Here is a 20,190-nt window from a genome sequence, read left to right on the forward strand (position 1 = left end):
TGTATTTTTGCGACTAAATATAATAACAATTTCTAACTTTGTTAGAAAATAACATATAACACAGATGAAAGATTTCTTTTACGCCATACAAGATTTATTTGTTGATGTTCTATTAGCTCCTATGGATGCTTTAAGAGCTTTAGAACTTGAGAACTGGTTTGCAGCAAGTGCTATTTCTTGGATTTTTGTAATCATTGGCTTTGTTGCTATGGTTTACTGGATGCTACAATTAAAAAAATTCAACGACAATGATGAGGAAGATAAAAGCATTTCTGCTCATTCTTACCTATAAATCGAATCCAATATCTTTACGATAATTCATCTTATCAAAGTGTAGTTTATCTATATTTTGGTAAGATTTTTTTATGGCCGTTTGATAGGTATCACCATACGATGTAATCGCCATAACTCGCCCCCCAGAGGTTACAATTTTACCATCTTGCAATTGTGCTCCTGCATGAAAAGCAATAGAATCTTCAATAGTATCTACTCCTGTAATTTCTTTACCTTTGTCATAAGCTTCTGGATATCCACCAGATACTAACATAATAGTTGTTGCAGCCCGCTCATCGATTTCAATAGTAATGGTATCTAAAGTTCCATTTGCCATAGCTTGTAGAATTTCAACAAAATCGTTTTTCAATCTTGGTAAAACTACTTCGGTTTCCGGATCACCCATACGCACATTATACTCAATCACTTTAGGATCGTTTCCAACTTTAATTAAGCCAATAAACACAAAACCTACGTAGGGTAAATTATCTTTTTTAAATCCGCTAATTGTTGGTTTAACAATTCGTTCTTCTATTTTGCTTAAAAATTCATCAGTTGCAAAAGGTACTGGAGACACCGCTCCCATTCCACCTGTATTTAATCCAGTATCACCTTCACCAATACGTTTATAATCTTTGGCTGTAGGTAAAATTTTATAGTTTTCCCCATCGGTTAAAACAAAACAACTTAATTCTATACCGTCTAAAAACTCTTCAATAACCACTTTGTTACTGGCTGCACCAAATTTAGCATCCACTAACATACTTTTTAGTTCTGCTTTAGCTTCATCTAAATCATTAAGAATAACCACACCTTTTCCTGCTGCTAATCCATCGGCTTTTAATACATACGGCGGGTTTAAGGTTTCAAGAAAAGCATGACCTTTTTCAACCGTTTCTTTAGTAAAACTCTCGTAAGCTGCCGTTGGAATGTTATGGCGGTATAAAAATTCTTTTGCAAATTCTTTACTACCTTCCAATTCTGCTGCTACTTTTTGCGGTCCAATAACAGACACATGTTTTATAGCATCGTCATTCAAGAAAAAATCGTGAACACCTTGTACCAAAGGATCTTCTGGACCAACAACCACCATATCGATTTGCTTGTCTAATACCAATTCTTTAATGGCTTCAAAATCGGTAACTCCAATATTTACATTAGTTGCTACATTTGCAGTTCCGGAATTTCCAGGTGCTACAAAAAGCTGATTACATAAAGGACTTTGAGCAATTTTCCAAGCAAATGTATGTTCTCTTCCGCCTGAACCAAGAATTAAAATATTCATTATTTTCGATGTTTTTATGTTTCCGTTTACACGGAAATAACAAATTATTGATTATTATTTTTTCGCAATTACGAACGACAAAAATAAAACTAATGGCACGAAAACACGAATATTTTTTATTTACTTTACAAAAACTATTTTAGCCCATTTTATTTTGAAATTATTCAACTTGTCTTTAAAACTAAAAGGCTTCCCGATAACGGAAGCTCAAGCTTTTTTAAAAGCTATTCAAAATAAACAAAAATTAAATTTGGATGATTATATTAAATCATCCAAGGAAGCCATTGTAACTCATCATTTAAAACATAATCCATTTTATAAAAACTTCGCAAAACACGCAAACCCGAAAGACTGGAATGCTTTACCTATAATGACAAAAACAGATTTACAGCAACCCTTAAACCAACGACTTTCGGAGGGCTTTTCATCTAAAAACATTTTTGTTAATAAAACCTCCGGCTCGTCGGGTACACCTTTTATTTTCGCCAAAGACAAATTTTGCCATGCCTTAATTTGGGCTAATTTTATGGATAGATATAATTGGTTTAACTTAGATCTAAACCACGCTAAACAAGCGAGATTTTACGGTATTCCTTTAGACAAAAAAGGCTATTACAAAGAGCGTCTTAAAGATACTTTAAGTAATAGATTTCGATTTTCTGTGTTCGATTTAAGTGATTTAGCCTTTGAAAAAAATCTTAAAAAATTTGAACATACCGCCTTCGATTATTTATATGGATACACTAGTGCTATAGTTCAATTTGCAAAATATTTAGAACAAAATAATATGGTTTTAAAAACAGTTTGCCCAACATTACAAGCCTGCATAGTAACCTCTGAAATGCTTTTTCCTGAAGATAAAACACTTTTAGAAGTACAATTTGGCATTCCTGTAATTAATGAATATGGCGCTGCCGAATTAGGCTTAATTGCTTTTCAAAACCAAAACAACCAATGGATGGTGAATACCGAAGATCTATTTGTTGAAATTTTAGACGAAAACAATAACGTATTGCCTTACGGCGAAGCGGGCCGTATTGTAATAACATCGCTTTATAACAAAGCGCATCCTTTTATCCGATACGATTTGGGGGATCTAGGCACCTTATCCAAAACGAGCACAGCACGACAACCCATTTTAGAAAAATTAACCGGACGAACAAGTGACGTAGTAAAACTACCTAGCGGAAAAAAAGCGGCAGGATTAACCTTTTACTACGTAACAAAAACCATTATTGAAAACGATGGACAGGTTAAAGAATTTATTATTGAACAATTAAAATTAGACACTTTTAAGATTAGCTATACCAGTACAAATGCATTAACTGAAAAGCATTTGAATGACATAAAAAAAGCCATTTCAAAATATTTAGAACCTAATTTAATTGTAACTTTTGAACGTAAACCTATTTTAAAACGCTCTAAAAGCGGTAAGCTAAAACAATTTAAATCTTATTTATCTTAATTTTTTGTTTCGTTTTTACAAGAAAATGTTCCTTAAAAAACACGAGCATACTCCCTATGGATTTTATAGTAGAAAACCCCAAACCTTTTTTGTACACCCAATAATTATGCTTAACCAACCCTAATTTATTGGCAGACATAGAATTTTCGTGAATACGATAATACGCAAGCGACTCCTGAATGCCTTTGGCTGGTTTTCCCGACTTTTTAATAGCAGCTAACCATAATAACCAATCCTGTCTTTTACGTGTATTAACGGTTGTTATTTTACCTAAATTCGTTACATTATAGATTCCTGTTAAATTACCAATATAATTACTTTTTAAAAGTTTTGAATAGGTTAATGTTTTTAGCGCTATAATCCTTTTATTTATAGAATTTCCTTCTTTATTTATTAAATCGTAACTAGAAAAGCAAACATCGCATTCTTGGTTTTGCATAAAAGAAATTTGTTTTTCTAGCTTGTTTGGCTTCCATAAATCATCAGAATCTAAAAAAGCTATATAATCACCTTTTGAGACTTGAATACCGTTATTTCTAGAAACGGCAGCACCATAATTATCACTGTTTTTAAGAAGTTTTATATTAGGGTGAAGTTTTAAAAAAGGATTAATAATGTGCCATGTATTATCACTTGAACAATCGTCAACGAGTATTAACTCCCAGTTTTTGTAAGTTTGATTTATAACACTATTTATGGCATCTAAAATATAGGCCTCAGAATTAAACATAGGTATTATTACTGAAACCAAAGGATTCAAACTATTATCATTAATACGCTTTTTCTTCTCCTTTAATGGCATTTAAAAATGTTTGGATTACAATTTTTAAATCGAGTAATATCGACCAATTCTCTATATAAAAAATATCGTATTTTACCCGATTAATAATGTCTTTGTCTTCTTCTATTTCTCCTCGCATTCCGCTAACTTGGGCCAACCCTGTAATTCCTGGTTTAACAAAATGCCTTACCATAAATTTATCTACTTTGCGTGCATAAAAATTGGTATGACTTACCATATGAGGTCTTGGTCCTACAACCGACATATCTCCAAAAAGCACATTAAAAAATTGAGGAAGCTCATCGATGCTTGTTTTTCGTATAAACGCACCTATTTTAGTTATACGCATATCTCCTTTTGTCGCTTGCTGAGAGTGCGCATCGTCATTAGGTGTCATAGATCTAAATTTATAACAATCGAATTCCTTATAGTTAAACCCATTTCGAGATTGTTTAAAAAATACAGGGCCTTTAGATTCTAATTTTATTAAAAGAGCAATTATAGGCGTAAGCCAGGATAAAATAAATACGATTATAGCTGATGCAAATAATATATCGAAAACACGTTTAACCACTTGGTTAATTGGTTTTTGCATTGGTATATTTCTGAATGATAAAATTGGAATATAATCGTAATATTCATAATTCAATTTTTTTGTATATATATCCTTATTATCTGGAATAAACTTTAACTCTCTAAGGTTATTATCAGCGAAGCCAACAAGTTTATTTATCTGTTTATTTGATAATTCTGCAACAGACGAATATATTTCGTCTATATTATTTTCAATAATATAGTTAAAACACTTAAGCAGAGAAAAATCGTCATCTTTAACTGTAAATTGTTTTCGAAACTTATATCCAAAATCTTGGCGATCATTAAATATTTTAATTAACTGCCGTGTTTTTTCGTTATCACCAATAACGATAACATTTCTATTATTACCACCAAAAGTAGCTCGGTATTTATTTAGTAAAACATAAATTAAAACTTTAAAAAATGTTACTAAACCAAATATTGTAAGAGCATAGTTACCTAGTTCTACCCGACTAATATCTGGTTGTTTAAAAAACCCTATAAAAGCATAGAGTATTATTAAAAAAAAGAATACTTGCTTTATAATTAAAGCTGTAATCTTAATTAGTTTAGTATATCTATGAATATCGTAAAAACGATTCATAAATGAAACAACAACCCAACTAAAACTAACATATATAATAAAAGCATATAAATTAGTGATGTTTATATTAAATAAAAAAATACACCCAATTATGATACCTAAATCAATGATATATGCCATAGGAGTTATAAACCCCGAATACCGTCTTTGCTTAAACTTACTCAAATCTGATTATTTTATATAATTATTAATATTTTAACTATTCTATTATATACCTTACTATATGGAATTAATATGGTTGGTTTCATAGCTTACTGCTCTAATATTAGTGGTAGCAGCTTTAAAATTACCATATTTAGTTTCAACATAATCTTTCATTTCTTGTTCAAAACGCTCCTTAGAAAATCTTAACGCATTTTGTCTAATAACTTCTGGTGAGAAGTTAGTTGTTTCAAATTTATCTACAGCATTACAAATGGAATCAACATTTTGCTCGTTAAATAGATATCCCGTTTTTCCATGTAGAATAGTCTCTGTTGTACCTCCTTTATTAAATGCAATTACAGGGGTTCCACAGGCTTGAGCCTCCACGGGAATTATACCAAAGTCTTCTTCTGCAGCAAAAACAAAGCACTTCGCCTTTTGCATGTACAATTTTAAATCTGCAGAAGAGATAAAGCCTACAAATTCAATATTGGGACCTGCTAGTTTTTTAATTTTATCAAACTCTGGTCCATCGCCGGCAACAATTAATTTTTTTTTTGGCATTTTACTAAACGCTTCAACAATAAGATCTATTTTTTTATAGCTAACCATTCTTGATGCCGTAAAATAATAATTTTCTTTCTCTGTTTCTAAGGTGAAATTTAAAACATTTACAGGAGGATATATTACAGTAGATTCTCTATTGTAGACTTTCTTTATTCTTCTTGCAATATACTTGGAATTCGCTATAAAATGATCTACTCTATTAGAAGCAATAAGATCCCAGTTTCTCATTTTATGCAAAACATACTTAGCATATATTCCTTTTAACCCCGTTAAATTAGCTTCTTTTAAATATTGATGATACAAATCCCAAGCGTAACGCATAGGAGAGTGACAATAACATATGTGAAGTTGATTTTGGTTGGTTAAAACTCCTTTTGCTATAGAAGCCGATGAGCTTAAAACCAGATCATAATTCCTTAAATCAAACTGTTCTATTGCATATGGAAATAATTGTAAAAACTTTCTGTGATTAGATTTAGCAGTTGGTAATTTTTGAATAAAACTTGTGTTTACGACTTTAGAATCACCGTTTAGAACATACGCTCTATCTTTATCGGATAAAAAATCAATTAAAGCATAATGTTCAAAATCGCTCCAAATATTATTAAATGAGTGGATTACTTTTTCAGCTCCACCGCTTATATAGTACCAATCGTGTATGAGTGCTTTATTCATTAATTAATTTTTTACGAAAATACATATAAAAAAGGATGAAACTAAAAAAAATATTACCAACATGTCTTGACAAAAAAACATTTTCAGTTATATTTATCAAAAGTAAAAATGTAACCATAACCATGAGGAAGTAATCTTTACGCCTAAATGAATACCATATATTGGATAGAAAAAGCGTAATAAAAGTAAAAAAACCTATAATTCCATACTTAGTCGCAATTTCAATAAATTGATTATGGCTATGATATTGATTATTTACACCATCTGCATATCCTACTTGTTTATAACAAGCATGGACCGTCTCTAGTGTATTTACATGTCCAGATCCAAATATAGGGTGAGTGAGAAAGGTATCTATATAACATTTCCATTGTATCATTCTTAAAAACAAAGGGTTATATCCGTTCCATTTAAACAAACCTTCTACCCTTAAATAAATAGATTTATTAAAAAAGAAGACTAAACAGGAAACAATACTTAGACCTAATAAAAGGTATAAAAACTTTATAAACCCTAAAAAGATTAATGCATAGAGTAGCAAGCACAACACGACTGCAAATATGCTCATCCGGCCACCAATACTCAACATAACTATAAATGAAACTAAAATAGAGAAAAGCAGCAACGCTTTTATAAGCATGTTGTTGGTTCCTACTTTTAAAACATAAATAAAAGAAAGTAACATATTCCCCCCTAACAACATACTATTAAAAACATGTCCTTGAAAAATGGTTACAATATCTTGCCCTAAGGATTTAATATAAAGTATATATACACCTATTAAAATTGAAAATAACGAGTTTACTAAAACTAAAACTTGAAAATTAGCAAGTTTATACTTAAAGAAAACATAGTTTAATGCATATAAACCTAACGATGCAAATATGAATCTTATTTCGGCATTATTCCACGAACCATCTAAAAGTGTATGTACTAAAATTACAACAGTTAATATTGACAAAATAATAACATTATATAACTTCAAAAAAGATTTTACTTTTGGAATCTTAAAAGAAAAAGTTTTATTTTTATTGTATAAAAAAACTAAAAAAAGAAAAACATTTAGCAAAAGTACTTTAGAGCTAATATCCTCTTTAAAGTATAAAGAAGGAAGTATTAGTGCAAAGCTGTAATTTAAAAGTTGTTTAACTCTATCCATTTAATGCTAATTCTTTTTTAGAACCATTGACATAAATTATATACAAACACAGTAAAATAACAAAGGGTAGCGCATTAGATGGTGAAGTAAACCTGTTTTCTGTAAACGACATAATTACTAAATTGAAAAAGGATATAAACAAAATAGACTGAACAACTTGGTTTTGTTTATTATTAACTATAAAATTATACATGCATACCATTATTGCTAAAAGGGCAAAAAAACCTAAAAGCCCTTGCTCTCCTAAAACATGTATATAACTATGGTGAGCATGAGCTGAATCGAATACCTTACCTTGTTTAGCATTATAACTAAATAGCCCTGGCACCCCTTTAAGATCGTATGGCGTATCATTTAAAGATCCAAAACCGGTTCCCAGTATCGGTGAGTTGAAAAATAATTCAAGCCCTTTAGGCCAGTTATCAAAAGCTCTAATATAAATATTTGCAGTCTTCCCATCGACAGATTTATCAATGGTGTAAATATATTCATATATGCTAGTCCCCTGCCCTATATTGTATTTTTTATATATAGGATAACTATATATTAAAATTGAGACTTGTACTGCAATAATTGAAAAAATTATAATTTTGGTAAACAACATTAATCTTTGACGCCAAAAATAGAAAAAAACTATTCCTAGTATTAGCCCTAATAAAGAGCCTCTAGACTGAGTTTGTAGTAGCATAAAAACACAAAGCAAAAATGCAAAAAAATACTTATAGCTTTTATTTTTTCGCCAAAAAACAAAACAAATACCCGTTAAAAAACTTAAAAACCCACCTGCGGCGTTATGAGCATCAAATAATCCTCTAAAAGAGCTTAACACAGATACTTTATTCATACTAAAATACAAAAAAAGCAAAGTATAAACACTAACAGCAAAAATTAAAAACGCTTTAAGTAATTTTTCTATATTGAATTTTAAATAGAGAAAAGGGAAAATTAATAGCGGAGCAAATGAAATTATAAAACTGCCATCTTTTTTGTAAAATTTAAAATTAAACAATGATTCTACATCATAAATCATGACACTCACAATTGATATAAAATAAAACAAGAAGGTGTAAAAAACTATTTTCGGGATTTTTTTTGATTTTAAACCAAAAAATATTGGAGCTAAGACTATAGCAATTAAACTAGGTAATGGACTAAAAAATATAGACCCAGAAATAGTTCCAAAAAAACCAATTTTTAAAATTGTTGCAAATATATTAGTAGATGTGAATTTTTGCATTACGCTTTAGCTCTAAAAATTATTTTCATGGCTTTAATTTTAGTTTTTACTCCACCATATAGAATGGCTTTAACTAAAAAAACAACTATCCAAAAACACTTTACACTTAAAATATAATTTTTATAAAACTTCCTTGTAATTTTAAGTCTGTTTTTTATTAATAACAACTCAATAAATTCGGTTTTATCATATTTTCTACTTTTAGCCAAAGTACTTCCTCCTTGCTTATGGTAAACACCATAAACATTAAGCATTTCTACTTTACCTTCTATTTTTTTTAATCTTTGAGCCCAATCCAACTCTTCGAAATACAAAAAATAATCTTCACACATTAACCCTACACTTTCTAAAAAGCCTTTTGATACTATCATTGAAGCACCTATTGGGTAATCTATTTTAAATTGCTTTGCATCTATATTTTGATTTTTATCTAAACCACCTCCTACATCTGAAGTTACACCTAACAGCTTATTATATTTACCTCCAATAACTTGGATTTTATTAGGTAAGTAATATTCAATTAAAGGGGTGCCAAACAATAAGTTATCCACCGTAACACCATAAGTATCTATTTTATTTACAATTAATTCTGCAGCATTTTTTTTTATAACAGTATCGTTATTAAGAACCCAAACTAAATCAGATTTTTCTCCAAATTTCTGGATGTATTTTAAACCAACGTTGTTAGCTCCTGCAAATCCATTATTTTTATCTGCTTTTACTAAAACAACACGTTGATTATAAGCTTCTTTATATAAAGCAGACTCCGATACACGATGGTAGTCTACTTTTTTAGCATGAATAGGATGTACAATATCTGGCAGTTCGGTAGTGATTGCTTCTCCATAAACCCCTTGACACCAAAGTTCTATTTGATCTAAATAACTATTAGTATTACTATTATCAATAATTATTACTTGATAATTAGTATAGGTTTGTTTTATAATAGACTCTAAACATTCTAAAGTATCTAGGTGTGAATTATAATTGATTAATAATATGTATAATTTAGTGTTCAATACTCAAAATGAATTTAAAATATATAAATTTGTTATACAGTGCTTTATTTTTTAAACAACACAATTTAAAGCCGTTTAATCATGCCTAAAAAGTTTTTAACTAATATAAAAGGGCTTTGACGCAAAGATGTTTTAAACAATAAAGACGTGTTGTATTTAGGAACACCTCTACCCACAAGTTTTAATGCTAACATCCTAACGATAATATTTTGTTTTCTTTGTTTTTGGTAGGGCTGCATTTTACCAATATCTTGACTTGAAAAATTTTCACCAGTCATGGTTAAATAACCATGTTTCTCGACTTGAGATAGTAAATCCTTTCCGTTTTCGGTTCTTGTTATTATTAAACTTACACCTTTCTTTTCTTCAAAAGAAGGGTAGCCATTTTCAGAGGATTCCCAAGCATCTGCACATGTAATATCAGCAAATTCACCTGTACCATCTGCACATACTTTACACCTAAATTGTAAATACCTATTAAGTACCGTTCCCCAGGATTCGTTATAAGTTATTTTGTGCACTTTTTGTTTATCGTCTACAACTTTAAAATAACCAGGCCAACCCTCTCCTCTATATCGTAAGGATACGACGTTTTCTTCTTTTATTTTAAATTGTTCTATGAGTTGTTTTGTTCCTTTTTGACTTGGAACACCGGCACACATAAAAGTTAATAAATGCTTTATTTTAGTATTCGCAACTTCATCCTTTTTCATGTAGTTTCGAACACCAATAATATCACATGGCTTACCTACAACTGCTATTGATGAATACTTTTTTAAAATTTCAACAATATTTATTAACGTAGCTGATGGTGCGTACCTAGAACCAGCATGCTTAATTAGATCCTCCTTGGTTTGACTAACCTTGTATTGATTACGATATGGGTGTGTTTCTGATGCTCCCATATGCACAATACATTCAACCTTTCCTTCTTCTAATAAATATGTCGATATTGCTGTTAACGCACCTCCTGATGACCCAGAATACCTTGTTTCTTCATTATTAGCATATCCTGATGAAATTGCTAGCGTTGGTCCCCATAAATGGTCGTAATTTTTTATTTCATCATGCTTAGCGTTAATTCCTGGGCATAATTCATTAAAATATTTAACCTCTTTTTCGGTTAAAGGCTTTTTAAAATTAGGTCTTAAATACCCTTCTTTATTATACTCTACTGAAATTTTATCTTTTCCAAAGACAGATTCACAAAGCCCGCAACCTGCACATAAATTATTTTTTAAAACACTTATACTCATTATGAATAGATGTTTTTTAATTGCAATTGTGTTCTATTGTTCTCTTTTATTAAGACGTCTTTAATTTCATTCCTCTTTTCAATAAACTCAACTATTTCGTTTATTAATTGATCTACGTTTTCTTTCTTTAAGTAGTTTACATCTTTTACACATTCTATTTGCTTAAACATATTGAATGTACCTTCAAATTTATAACTGTATGCTAATCCTACAGTTGGAATAGATCGAGACAGGGCACCAATACATGAATGCATTCTTGAGCCCATAAAAAATTCTAGTTTAGCGAATATGGATTTTAATTGTTGAGCCGAATAATCTTTATTCACGAAAGAAACTTTATTTGCCAAATCTTTGTTATCGGACATAAATTTTTTAATCCCAACTAGGTCATCTTCATCATTAGGTTTACCTGCATTGTAAGTATGTGGTATTAATAATACTTCAAACTTTAAATCGAGTAACCTGTTAACCAGTTTTGTTAAAAAATAAGGATAATTATCGTACTTTCCTTCTAAACTTTTATACCTATTTAAGTACATTAAACCATTAACATTTACGCCTATTGTATTTGGTTTAACTTTTACTTCTTCTACTTCTTGAGGCTGCATGTACACTGCCATATCGATAGTTAACTCTTTGTCTATTCCTAAGTTTTCAATAAACTCATAAGCTTTTACATCTCTTACGTATAGTTTGGTTAACCTTTTTAGTATATGCCCACCAAGTTTTTTTCCTATAAAAGTATCAAAAGGACCAATAGTTTGTGGTAAGAATATCAAATCCTTTTTCCAAAGCAATATTAGCTTTGAATCGAACATATGTCTTACAACTCGTTTAAAACCATAAATATCACTAAAACTATCGCCTTCATTAATATCAAAAACAATATCGCTCTCGTTTATAAGCTTAGATATGGCTAGTTTAGGCTTAGATTTAAATATTCTATTAAAAAAAACGTCAATAAATCCTTTAAACATAACATCATATTTAGAAAAGTAATGTGTTTTAACCTTTACAAGTTCTCCATTAATGTTAATTTCTTTTTCTACTATCGATGGTGTTCCAACGCATAACAGATTAATTTCGGCGTCCTTATAGTTATTTTTAAGCAAAGTTATTGCTCCAATACCTAAGGCATTTACTCCTTTATTATCACTTTCCAACGATGCTCCTAAAAGAAGTATTTTCTTTAAATTCATATTTTTAATTATTTATTTTGTGAAATAAATTTATATCGTACATTTTATCCATATTTTTAATAAACTCCGCTTTGGTTAGATTATAGACTTTTTTCTCTTCTAAAATGTCTATATATTCTCTTTCAAATCGAAAACGTTTATGTGTTGCTGGGTTACCAGCAACTATAGAATATGGTTCTACATTTTTAGTAACTACGCTCCCTGCTCCAATTATTGCTCCGTTACCTATTTTTGTAACTGAAGGCAAAATGATTACATTTCCACCAATCCAAACATCATGACCTACCACTAACTTATATCTATTAATAGTTTCCTTTTCAACAAGTCCAAGTGTTGTATTGTACAAAAAAGGATGCGTAGTGGCCCAATCTATACCATGATTTCCGTTAAAAATTTTAATTCCGTCTGCAAAAGAACAGTAATTCCCTATAATAGTTCCGTTGGGTATATCTTTTGTAAAACAACCATAAGAAAAAGTGCCAACTTCAATGTTTCTAACTTTCTTAAAATAAGCCCTTAATGTTTTTGAATATATTTGATTACGCCGTAAAATAAAGAGTATAATTTTCTCTAGAAAGATAATTTTAGATAAAAAGATAATTACTTTTAATTTCATATTTAACATCATTGAAAATTATTTCTTTCACTTTAAAAAACAAACTTAATTTATTGATTTATTTATCTTTAAATATCTCAAAGCATAACGGATAGTTGAATATGAGTATAAAATTAAATATGAAGTTATCAATCCATATACACCAAAACTATATGTTAATAAAAACCCAAAAAACATAGAGATTATTACAAATTCCAAATGATATCTTGACTTTTCTTTTTGTTCTTTACGTACTACCATTATAACGGCTATTATAGCTGCGAACATAAAAATCATATTACAAATTAATAAAAACAATAACGGGTAATATGCTTCTACATAAGCACTCTTACTATAAACAATTTCTAAAAACTTCTTTCCAAATATCAGTAAAATTACGAATACTGCAAAATTAATAATAAATATCTCTAATGCCGTCTTCTTTAAAGCTTTTATTAATTCCTTAAAATCGTCTTTTAATTCTAGAAATCTTACATACCTAACCTGAAGCAGAGATATTGAAATAAGCAATAATATATTAGAAATAGAGAATGCTACTTGATATAAAGCTAACGTTGCTGGTTTAAGCACAAAAGAAGCAATTACCGTGGGCGCCATCATATATAGAGGTGTGGTTATATATGTTATTCCATAATATTTTAGTTTAGAAAACCGTTCTTGAATAAATTCTTTAATTTTACCAATAGAAATAAGCTTAAAATTAATTTTGTTTAAAAGTATACCTAATATTATTAAGTACAATAAGTCTATCATTATTAAATAAATATAGAAGCTTTCCTTAAAAAAATAATACAGTACGACTATTGCTAAAACGAATGAACCTGAAATGGTGTTTACAATCGTCATGACATTAATTTTTTTCACCACTTGATGGTAAGCTAAAAACATATCATTTATACTTTTTTCAACAAAAACCTTAATTAAAATTAAAAAAAACAGATAATTACTTTCAAGAGGTATTAAGAAAGACAGTATTATTAATACTAATAATAATATTGACGATACATGGATAAAATTTGTAATATTATTTTTTAATGCTGTTTTAGTATCAGAGTTTACTAATATAAATTCACTAAAACCAAAATTGGTAATAAGTAAAACAACGCCTACTACATTTATGTAGGCCGAGAACACCCCCATATCATAGATAGATATATTTCTGGCTAAAACAACTAGAAATAAGTAATTAGCTCCACGCTTTATTAGGTTTGATAATGTAAACACTAATTAACTTTTTTTAAAAGTACATTCTTCAAGCTATCTTTCCAATTCGGTATTTCTAATTTGAATGCATTTTTTATTTTATTTTTATTAAGCACACTATATTTTGGTCTGGCTGCCAAAGTAGGGTATTCTTCTGTAGATATAGATGTTAAATTAATTGAAACCTTACTTAATTGAAATATGGCTTGTGCAAAATCAAACCAACTTATAGCGCCTTCGTTACTATAATGGTACAAACCATAGTTGTTATTTTTAGTTGTAATTACACTTACAATTACCTTAGCTAAATCTCCTGCATAAGTTGGCGTACCTATTTGATCTCCTACAATACTTAAATCTTTTTTTGTTTCAGCTAAACGCAACATGGTTTTCATAAAATTATTACCATGTTCAGAATATAGCCAAGAGGTTCTAAAAATAAAATAGTTCTCTAAAACATGTATTATTTCCTGTTCACCCTTCAATTTAGAATCGCCATAAACGCTTATTGGCTTGGTAACATCTGTTTCAATATATGGCGTATTTTTAAAACCTTCAAACACAAAATCTGTAGAAATATGAATTAAAACCGAATTATTATTTTTACATACTATTGCTAAATTTTTAGCGCCGTCTGCATTTATCTGATAAGCTTTTTGCTGGTCTTCCTCTGCTTTATCTACGGCTGTATATGCCGCACAATTTATACAGTATGAAATATCGCCTATTTGCTTAAAATAAGCTTCTAATTTATTTAAATCACAAATGTCTAACTCACTATAATCGGTATAAATAAAGGTGAGGTTTGAATGGCCAGAAACAACATCTTTAATGCATGTAGCTAACTGTCCATTTGCTCCTGTTACTAAAACTTTTGTCATATTATATTATGGCGTTTTTAAGTTCAGGCAATTCTAAATCTTTATCAGATACTAAAAATTGATTTTTTGGCAATATCCAATCTATATTTAGTTTGGGGTCTGAGAATATGATACCGCCCTCTGAAGCTTTATTATAAAAATTATCGCATTTATATGAAAACAATGCTACATCACTCAATACAATAAATCCATGAGCAAAACCTCTAGGTACAAACAATTGTTTTTTATTTTCTTCAGATAGCTCAACTGAAATATGTTCTCCAAATGTTAGAGAATCTTTCCTTATGTCTACTGCAACGTCTAATACTTTACCTTTAATTACTCTAACTAACTTAGCTTGAGCAAAATCTCCTGTTTGATAATGAAGCCCTCTTAAAACACCTTTGGAAGAAAAAGATTCATTATCTTGAACAAAGTTAACAGACATTCCTGTTAATTCATTAAACGTATTTTTGTTATAACTTTCTAAAAAATAGCCTCTATTATCTTTAAAAACATTAGGCTCTAAAATAAGGCAATCTTGTAATTTTGTTTTTACTAATTTCATTATTTTTTATTCAAAAGTCCTAATAGATTTTTACCGTAACCACTTTTTAACAAAGGTTGAGCTAAAGCAATAAACTCTTTTTCACTAATATATCCCATTTCAAAAGCAGCACCTTCAATAGCTCCTATTTTTAAACCTTGACGTTCTTCTATCACTTCTACAAACTGAGAAGCTTGCATTAAGGATTGAAAGGTACCTGTATCTAACCATGCTGTACCACGATCTAAAATACTAACATTTAAGTTTCTTTTTTCTAAATAAACTTTATTAATGTCTGTAATTTCTAATTCTCCTCTATGACTAGGTTTTATATTTTTAGCTATATCAACAACAGAATTGTCGTAAAAATAAATACCAGGAACGGCGTAATTTGATTTAGGAGTTTCTGGTTTTTCTTCAATAGAAATAGCTTGCCCGTTCTCATTAAATTCTACAACACCATATCTTTCTGGGTCATGGACTCTATATGCATAAATAATACCTCCATCTGGATCGTTATTTGCTTGCAATAGTTTTGATAATCCTGTTCCGTAAAAAATATTATCACCAAGTATTAAAGCTACTTTATCGTTTCCTATAAATTCTTCTCCTATTATAAATGCTTCAGCCAATCCATTTGGAGCTTCTTGAACCGCATATTCGAAAGAACAACCATATTTTTTACCATCGCCTAATAAATCTTTAAACAAAGGCAAATCTTTAGGGGTAGAAATAATCAAAATTTCTCTAATTCCCGAATACATTAAAGTTGAAAGCGGATAATAAATCATAGGTTTATCATAAATAGGCATTAGTTGCTTACTTACAGATAATGTTAAAGGGTGTAACCTAGTCCCCGATCCTCCGGCTAAAATAATTCCTTTCATATCTTAATTATATTGTTTTTCGTAATAAGATTTATATTGACCACTGGTTACATTATTTAACCAATTTTCATTATTTAAAAACCATTTAATTGTTTTTTCTAAACCTTGCTCAAAAGTAACAGAAGGTTCCCAACCTAACTCATTTTTTATTTTGGAAGCATCAATTGCATATCGTAAATCATGACCTGGACGGTCTTTTACATAGGTAATTAGTTTCTCCGAAGTGCCTTCTTCTCTATTCAATTCAATATCCATTTGTTTACAAAGAAGCTTAACTAAATCAATGTTTTTCCATTCATTAAATCCACCAATATTATAAGTATCATGGTTTTTTCCTTTATGAAAAACCAAATCTATCGCTATGGCATGATCAATAACATACAACCAATCTCTGGTATAATTACCATCGCCATATACAGGCAATGGTTTATTGTTAATTATGTTATTAATAAATAAAGGAATTAATTTTTCGGGGAATTGATTTTGTCCATAATTATTTGAGCAATTCGTTATAACGTAAGGCATATTATAGGTTTCGCCATAGGCTCTAACAAAATGATCTGAACTGGCTTTAGATGCCGAATATGGAGAGTTTGGATCATATGATGTAGTTTCTGTAAACAAACCTGTTTCTCCTAATGTACCATATACCTCATCGGTACTTACATGGTAAAAAAGTTTATTACTAAAATCATTGTTCCAACAATTTTTAAAAGCATTTAAAAGATTCATCGTCCCTATAACATTTGTCTTAACAAATGCTAAAGGATCTTTTATAGATCGATCCACATGAGATTCCGCTGCCAAATGGATAACACTATCAAATTTATACTTGATAAAAAGGTCGTTTATTACATCTTCATGAGTAATATCTGCTTTTATAAAAGTATAATTTTTATGGTTTTCAATATCCTTAAGGTTTTCTAAGTTTCCTGCGTATGTTAAGGCGTCTAAATTAAAAATATGATATTCCGGATATTTTTCTACAAATAACCTTACCACATGGGACCCAATAAAACCAGCACCTCCAGTAATTAAAATATTCTTATTTCTCATATGTAATAACAAATTTTACTAATTTCATTCCTAAGTATAACAAACATAATAAAATAAAAACTATGATAGGAAATATGAACGAGTATTTATCTAAAAAGGTTTTATGCACAGATCCTACTTCCTGAAAACTAGAAATAATATCAAAATAAACATCTTCTTCTACCTGTTGTGCATCTAGTTGTGTTAATTCATTTCTAAGTTCTAATTCCTTATCTAATAATTCATATTCTTTAGTTTTAACACGTTCTTGCACCAAAGCCATGCTTCCTTCTTTATAACTTAAAGGAGAATCGGCTGTTGATTCTTTTTGAACTAAAGAAATATACATCCTCTTTAAAGAATCTACTTCTACTAAATCTCTTTGAATACGAGCTCTGCTTAAACTTATTAAAGAATCTCGTTTTTTCATTTTCTTTACAGAATAATTATTAGAAAATGTAGAATTTATACCTTCCTCTAATGCTCTAAAAATATCTTTATTATGTGCCTTTACACCAATTTCAAAAAATTCCCCAGAATACACACTTCTATTTGCTAAGAAATCTTCATAAGATATTTCTTGTGCTCTCACACTATCTACGGCTCTAATAAATCTATCATACTGTAATATACGCTCGTTTTCTGTTTCTGGCCCTGGCTGAACGGTAAACTCAACTAAGCTATTAGCAGCTTCATTATCAATCTGAAATAGATTACTTAATTCTTGATAATCATTATCTTCAATTAATGCATTATAATAATTAATATTAGTAACCAATTGAAACTTACTTTCAAAATATGGTCTCACTAACATATGAGATTTATAAACAGGCGATTGTGTTTTTTCTAAACCATACCCTATTGCTGCCGCAACTAAAACAGATATTAAAATAATTTTAAAATTTAAGATTATAGCCTTTAATGCATAAATAAAAATTGAAAACAAAAAGCTAACTATAGATCCTATAAACTTAAATAATCTTTCAAACAAATTACCTATAAGGTTAAACAACTTTACCAAATCTATTTCTTCAGATTGTTGTAATTGTGGTGATTCTTTACTCATAATTTTAATTTAATATTTGTTCTAAAATAGTTCTTGTAATTATATATGTTGGCCTTACGCCTGAAGTCCCTAATCCTCCCGATGCTAATGTAGCACCTGTTTCTAATGGGTTATCACTAGCATAATAAGCATATCTCACTTTTACGTTTTCCCTTATACTACCCCTAACTTTAGATGCCGCTTGTATGGCTTTTTGATAATGTGCTCCCTCCATTTCTAAGCCTATGACATTCCATGTGGAATTATAAAAAAACTTCAATATATCTTTATTTTGAAGCGATGTTCCTAAAACAGTTATCATGGAACCGTTATAAACATTAACGCCTTTACCTTCTAAATCTTCTCGTTTTAATTCGTTTTCAAAAGGATAATTATCGGCTGTACCTTCAAAAATATGTGCCGATGGTATCATAATATCACCCTTACCGCCTTCTAGAATTCCAGCTTTACCCATTATAGATAACGATTCTACATTTAAATGTAGTTTTTTATTTCCTTTTAAAATATATGGTTTCAATAGCTCGTCTATAGTTTCATAAGCTTGCTCTCCAAAAGCATAGTCCATAACTATAATGACTGGTTTTTTGTCTTTTAAACCCGCCTCAGTTACCTGAATATCTAATTTTGAAAGATCTATTTTATCGGTATCAAATATTTGTACATCTATATTGGCTCCCGAAGTATCTTTAATATAAAACATCCCTTTCTGCAGGGCCTCTTTAGTTACTTTATGACGCAAATTTTCGTTATGACTTAACGACTCATAAACTTGAAATATGTCTTTTTTTCCTATAATAGATTTTAATGCTGTTGGTGCAAAAAGTGTATTCATAACACTATGCATATTTGCACTAATAACATGTATTGGTCTTTCTAACAAGCCGTTTTTATGCAAAGTTTCTTTTATAGTATCTGCCCATATTTCACCGTGAATATGATGCCCTATACGCTCCCTTAAAACAGGACTAAAAGTAATGGTGCGTTTATCTTTACCTACCAACTCCTCTATAGCTAACTTCCCTAACCAATACACAATATGTAATAAACGTTCCGGCTGTAAAGGCGTAGAAAAGGCATTATAAACGGTAGTAATTTCCTTAAATGTTCGTCCTAAAATATTTGCTGTATGTGATATTGCAACTTCTCGTTCTTCCTGTGTAAGTTTCTTTTTAGATAAAACGGTATTTTCTAGTTTTATCCAATCACGTGTGGTATCTCCATCTTCATTAATAAGTACCCGTGTACTTATTTTATGCGATTCGACAAAAAGAAAAGTAAGGTGGGTTAAAATATCATAAATTTCCGAACGTCCGCGCGTAATTTCAATATTCATTTGCTCATCATCAATACGATAACAATTACGACGCCTTTTTGGTGGAATAATAGGTTCAAAATGCGAATCGCCATAACCTTCATCACTCGTTAAATTGATAAACGTACACTCTTCAATACCAATTGGCAGTCTATCAATAACATAAAGTAAACCTTCAAGCTCGGCCTTTTCATCTCCAATAGAACCATAAATTTCTGGTCTTAGTAACAATAATGAACTTCTAAGCGTTTCGCCAGAAATCCCCATAGGCTTATAAAAACCGCGATTAAACAGGTGCCGCATAGTAATATACAGCCGTTCAATGGCATTCGAGCTTTCTTGTGCTCTAGTTCTTTCATGTCGCTTTTTACTGTTCATAGTTTATTTTGGAGCGGCAAAGGTAATACTATTTTAATTAATTTTC

General features: G+C 30.0%; 19 protein-coding genes. 2 read left to right on the forward strand and 17 right to left on the reverse strand.

Annotated features, from left to right (window positions below; genetic code table 11):
• Nucleotides 1–64 precede the first annotated feature (64 nt).
• Complete coding sequence (locus FQU21_RS05410; protein ID WP_147676982.1) at nucleotides 65–292, forward strand: DUF6341 family protein; 228 nt, start codon at nucleotides 65–67, stop codon at nucleotides 290–292.
• Here FQU21_RS05410 and purD read toward each other — a convergent pair.
• Complete coding sequence (purD, locus tag FQU21_RS05415) at nucleotides 287–1,558, reverse strand: phosphoribosylamine--glycine ligase (RefSeq protein WP_147676983.1); 1,272 nt, start codon at nucleotides 1,556–1,558, stop codon at nucleotides 287–289. The genes FQU21_RS05410 and purD overlap by 6 nt on opposite strands.
• 154 nt (nucleotides 1,559–1,712) lie before the next feature.
• Here purD and FQU21_RS05420 point away from each other — a divergent pair, with 154 nt between their 5' ends.
• Entirely contained in the window at nucleotides 1,713–3,023 is a 1,311-nt protein-coding gene (locus FQU21_RS05420) for a phenylacetate--CoA ligase family protein (RefSeq protein WP_147676984.1), read from the forward strand.
• On the opposite strand, the gene FQU21_RS05425 is transcribed toward FQU21_RS05420, so the two are convergent.
• The 16 genes from FQU21_RS05425 to FQU21_RS05500 all read right to left on the reverse strand — a co-directional run bounded on the left by FQU21_RS05425 (nucleotide 3,004) and on the right by FQU21_RS05500 (nucleotide 20,144).
• Nucleotides 3,004–3,825, reverse strand: a complete 822-nt coding sequence (locus tag FQU21_RS05425) for a glycosyltransferase family 2 protein (RefSeq protein ID WP_246124775.1) — start codon at nucleotides 3,823–3,825, stop codon at nucleotides 3,004–3,006. The two genes, FQU21_RS05420 and FQU21_RS05425, sit on opposite strands and share 20 nt — an antisense overlap.
• Nucleotides 3,794–5,104 carry an undecaprenyl-phosphate glucose phosphotransferase gene (locus FQU21_RS05430; RefSeq protein ID WP_147677320.1) on the reverse strand — a complete coding sequence of 437 codons (1,311 nt, stop codon included), beginning with the start codon at nucleotides 5,102–5,104 and terminating at the stop codon, nucleotides 3,794–3,796. Before FQU21_RS05430 ends, FQU21_RS05425 begins: the two co-directional genes overlap by 32 nt.
• Nucleotides 5,105–5,203: 99 nt before the next feature.
• Nucleotides 5,204–6,370, reverse strand: a complete 1,167-nt coding sequence (locus FQU21_RS05435) for a glycosyltransferase family 4 protein (RefSeq protein WP_147676985.1) — start codon at nucleotides 6,368–6,370, stop codon at nucleotides 5,204–5,206.
• Nucleotides 6,363–7,331 (reverse strand): O-antigen ligase family protein, encoded by a 969-nt coding sequence (locus tag FQU21_RS05440; protein ID WP_187269329.1) that lies wholly within the window; start codon nucleotides 7,329–7,331, stop codon nucleotides 6,363–6,365. Before FQU21_RS05440 ends, FQU21_RS05435 begins: the two co-directional genes overlap by 8 nt.
• Before the next feature lie 190 nt (nucleotides 7,332–7,521).
• The gene (locus FQU21_RS05445) at nucleotides 7,522–8,559 is read right to left on the reverse strand and encodes an O-antigen ligase family protein (RefSeq protein WP_187269330.1); all 1,038 of its coding nucleotides are present in this window, start codon (nucleotides 8,557–8,559) and stop codon (nucleotides 7,522–7,524) included.
• Nucleotides 8,560–8,765: 206 nt separating this feature from the next.
• Nucleotides 8,766–9,785, reverse strand: a complete 1,020-nt coding sequence (locus tag FQU21_RS05450) for a glycosyltransferase (protein WP_147676988.1) — start codon at nucleotides 9,783–9,785, stop codon at nucleotides 8,766–8,768.
• A gap of 65 nt (nucleotides 9,786–9,850) precedes the next feature.
• Nucleotides 9,851–11,041 (reverse strand): Coenzyme F420 hydrogenase/dehydrogenase, beta subunit C-terminal domain, encoded by a 1,191-nt coding sequence (locus FQU21_RS05455; RefSeq protein WP_147676989.1) that lies wholly within the window; start codon nucleotides 11,039–11,041, stop codon nucleotides 9,851–9,853.
• Nucleotides 11,041–12,240, reverse strand: coding sequence for a polysaccharide pyruvyl transferase family protein (locus tag FQU21_RS05460; RefSeq protein ID WP_147676990.1), 1,200 nt, complete (start codon nucleotides 12,238–12,240; stop codon nucleotides 11,041–11,043). Before FQU21_RS05460 ends, FQU21_RS05455 begins: the two co-directional genes overlap by 1 nt.
• Before the next feature lie 4 nt (nucleotides 12,241–12,244).
• Complete coding sequence (locus tag FQU21_RS17835; RefSeq protein WP_317130643.1) at nucleotides 12,245–12,856, reverse strand: CatB-related O-acetyltransferase; 612 nt, start codon at nucleotides 12,854–12,856, stop codon at nucleotides 12,245–12,247.
• Between the two features lie 45 nt (nucleotides 12,857–12,901).
• Nucleotides 12,902–14,080, reverse strand: a complete 1,179-nt coding sequence (locus FQU21_RS05470; RefSeq protein ID WP_147676992.1) for a lipopolysaccharide biosynthesis protein — start codon at nucleotides 14,078–14,080, stop codon at nucleotides 12,902–12,904.
• The gene (rfbD, locus tag FQU21_RS05475; protein WP_147676993.1) at nucleotides 14,080–14,940 is read right to left on the reverse strand and encodes a dTDP-4-dehydrorhamnose reductase; all 861 of its coding nucleotides are present in this window, start codon (nucleotides 14,938–14,940) and stop codon (nucleotides 14,080–14,082) included. The genes FQU21_RS05470 and rfbD overlap by 1 nt, the downstream gene beginning before the upstream one ends.
• A 1-nt stretch (nucleotide 14,941) precedes the next feature.
• Entirely contained in the window at nucleotides 14,942–15,487 is a 546-nt protein-coding gene (rfbC, locus tag FQU21_RS05480; protein WP_147676994.1) for a dTDP-4-dehydrorhamnose 3,5-epimerase, read from the reverse strand.
• On the reverse strand, nucleotides 15,487–16,353 hold the full coding sequence (rfbA, locus tag FQU21_RS05485; RefSeq protein WP_147676995.1) for a glucose-1-phosphate thymidylyltransferase RfbA: 867 nt from the start codon (nucleotides 16,351–16,353) through the stop codon (nucleotides 15,487–15,489). Before rfbA ends, rfbC begins: the two co-directional genes overlap by 1 nt.
• Before the next feature lie 3 nt (nucleotides 16,354–16,356).
• Nucleotides 16,357–17,409: a dTDP-glucose 4,6-dehydratase gene (gene rfbB / locus FQU21_RS05490; protein ID WP_147676996.1), complete on the reverse strand. Its 1,053-nt coding sequence runs from the start codon at nucleotides 17,407–17,409 to the stop codon at nucleotides 16,357–16,359.
• Nucleotides 17,399–18,454: a YveK family protein gene (locus tag FQU21_RS05495; protein WP_147676997.1), complete on the reverse strand. Its 1,056-nt coding sequence runs from the start codon at nucleotides 18,452–18,454 to the stop codon at nucleotides 17,399–17,401. Before FQU21_RS05495 ends, rfbB begins: the two co-directional genes overlap by 11 nt.
• A 4-nt stretch (nucleotides 18,455–18,458) precedes the next feature.
• Nucleotides 18,459–20,144, reverse strand: a complete 1,686-nt coding sequence (locus FQU21_RS05500; protein WP_147676998.1) for a DUF6909 family protein — start codon at nucleotides 20,142–20,144, stop codon at nucleotides 18,459–18,461.
• Between the last annotated feature and the right edge of the window lie 46 nt (nucleotides 20,145–20,190).

This window comes from Algibacter pacificus, from assembly GCF_008033385.1.
In the GTDB taxonomy this organism is placed as follows: Bacteria; Bacteroidota; Bacteroidia; order Flavobacteriales; family Flavobacteriaceae; genus Algibacter; species Algibacter pacificus.

Excerpts from the sequence above, each read along its gene's own strand:
- FQU21_RS05445 (WP_187269330.1), bottom strand. The coding sequence starts at position 8,559 with ATGATTTATGATGTAGAATCATTGTTTAATTTTAAATTTTACAAAAAA.
- FQU21_RS05460 (WP_147676990.1), bottom strand. The coding sequence starts at position 12,240 with ATGAATTTAAAGAAAATACTTCTTTTAGGAGCATCGTTGGAAAGTGAT.
- rfbB (WP_147676996.1), bottom strand. The coding sequence starts at position 17,409 with ATGAGAAATAAGAATATTTTAATTACTGGAGGTGCTGGTTTTATTGGG.
- rfbD (WP_147676993.1), bottom strand. The coding sequence starts at position 14,940 with ATGACAAAAGTTTTAGTAACAGGAGCAAATGGACAGTTAGCTACATGC.
- purD (WP_147676983.1), bottom strand. The coding sequence starts at position 1,558 with ATGAATATTTTAATTCTTGGTTCAGGCGGAAGAGAACATACATTTGCT.
- FQU21_RS05495 (WP_147676997.1), bottom strand. The coding sequence starts at position 18,454 with ATGAGTAAAGAATCACCACAATTACAACAATCTGAAGAAATAGATTTG.
- FQU21_RS05500 (WP_147676998.1), bottom strand. The coding sequence starts at position 20,144 with ATGAACAGTAAAAAGCGACATGAAAGAACTAGAGCACAAGAAAGCTCG.
- rfbC (WP_147676994.1), bottom strand. The coding sequence starts at position 15,487 with ATGAAATTAGTAAAAACAAAATTACAAGATTGCCTTATTTTAGAGCCT.
- FQU21_RS05425 (WP_246124775.1), bottom strand. The coding sequence starts at position 3,825 with ATGCCATTAAAGGAGAAGAAAAAGCGTATTAATGATAATAGTTTGAAT.
- FQU21_RS05435 (WP_147676985.1), bottom strand. The coding sequence starts at position 6,370 with ATGAATAAAGCACTCATACACGATTGGTACTATATAAGCGGTGGAGCT.
- FQU21_RS05455 (WP_147676989.1), bottom strand. The coding sequence starts at position 11,041 with ATGAGTATAAGTGTTTTAAAAAATAATTTATGTGCAGGTTGCGGGCTT.
- rfbA (WP_147676995.1), bottom strand. The coding sequence starts at position 16,353 with ATGAAAGGAATTATTTTAGCCGGAGGATCGGGGACTAGGTTACACCCT.
- FQU21_RS17835 (WP_317130643.1), bottom strand. The coding sequence starts at position 12,856 with ATGAAATTAAAAGTAATTATCTTTTTATCTAAAATTATCTTTCTAGAG.
- FQU21_RS05430 (WP_147677320.1), bottom strand. The coding sequence starts at position 5,104 with ATGGCATATATCATTGATTTAGGTATCATAATTGGGTGTATTTTTTTA.
- FQU21_RS05410 (WP_147676982.1), top strand. The coding sequence starts at position 65 with ATGAAAGATTTCTTTTACGCCATACAAGATTTATTTGTTGATGTTCTA.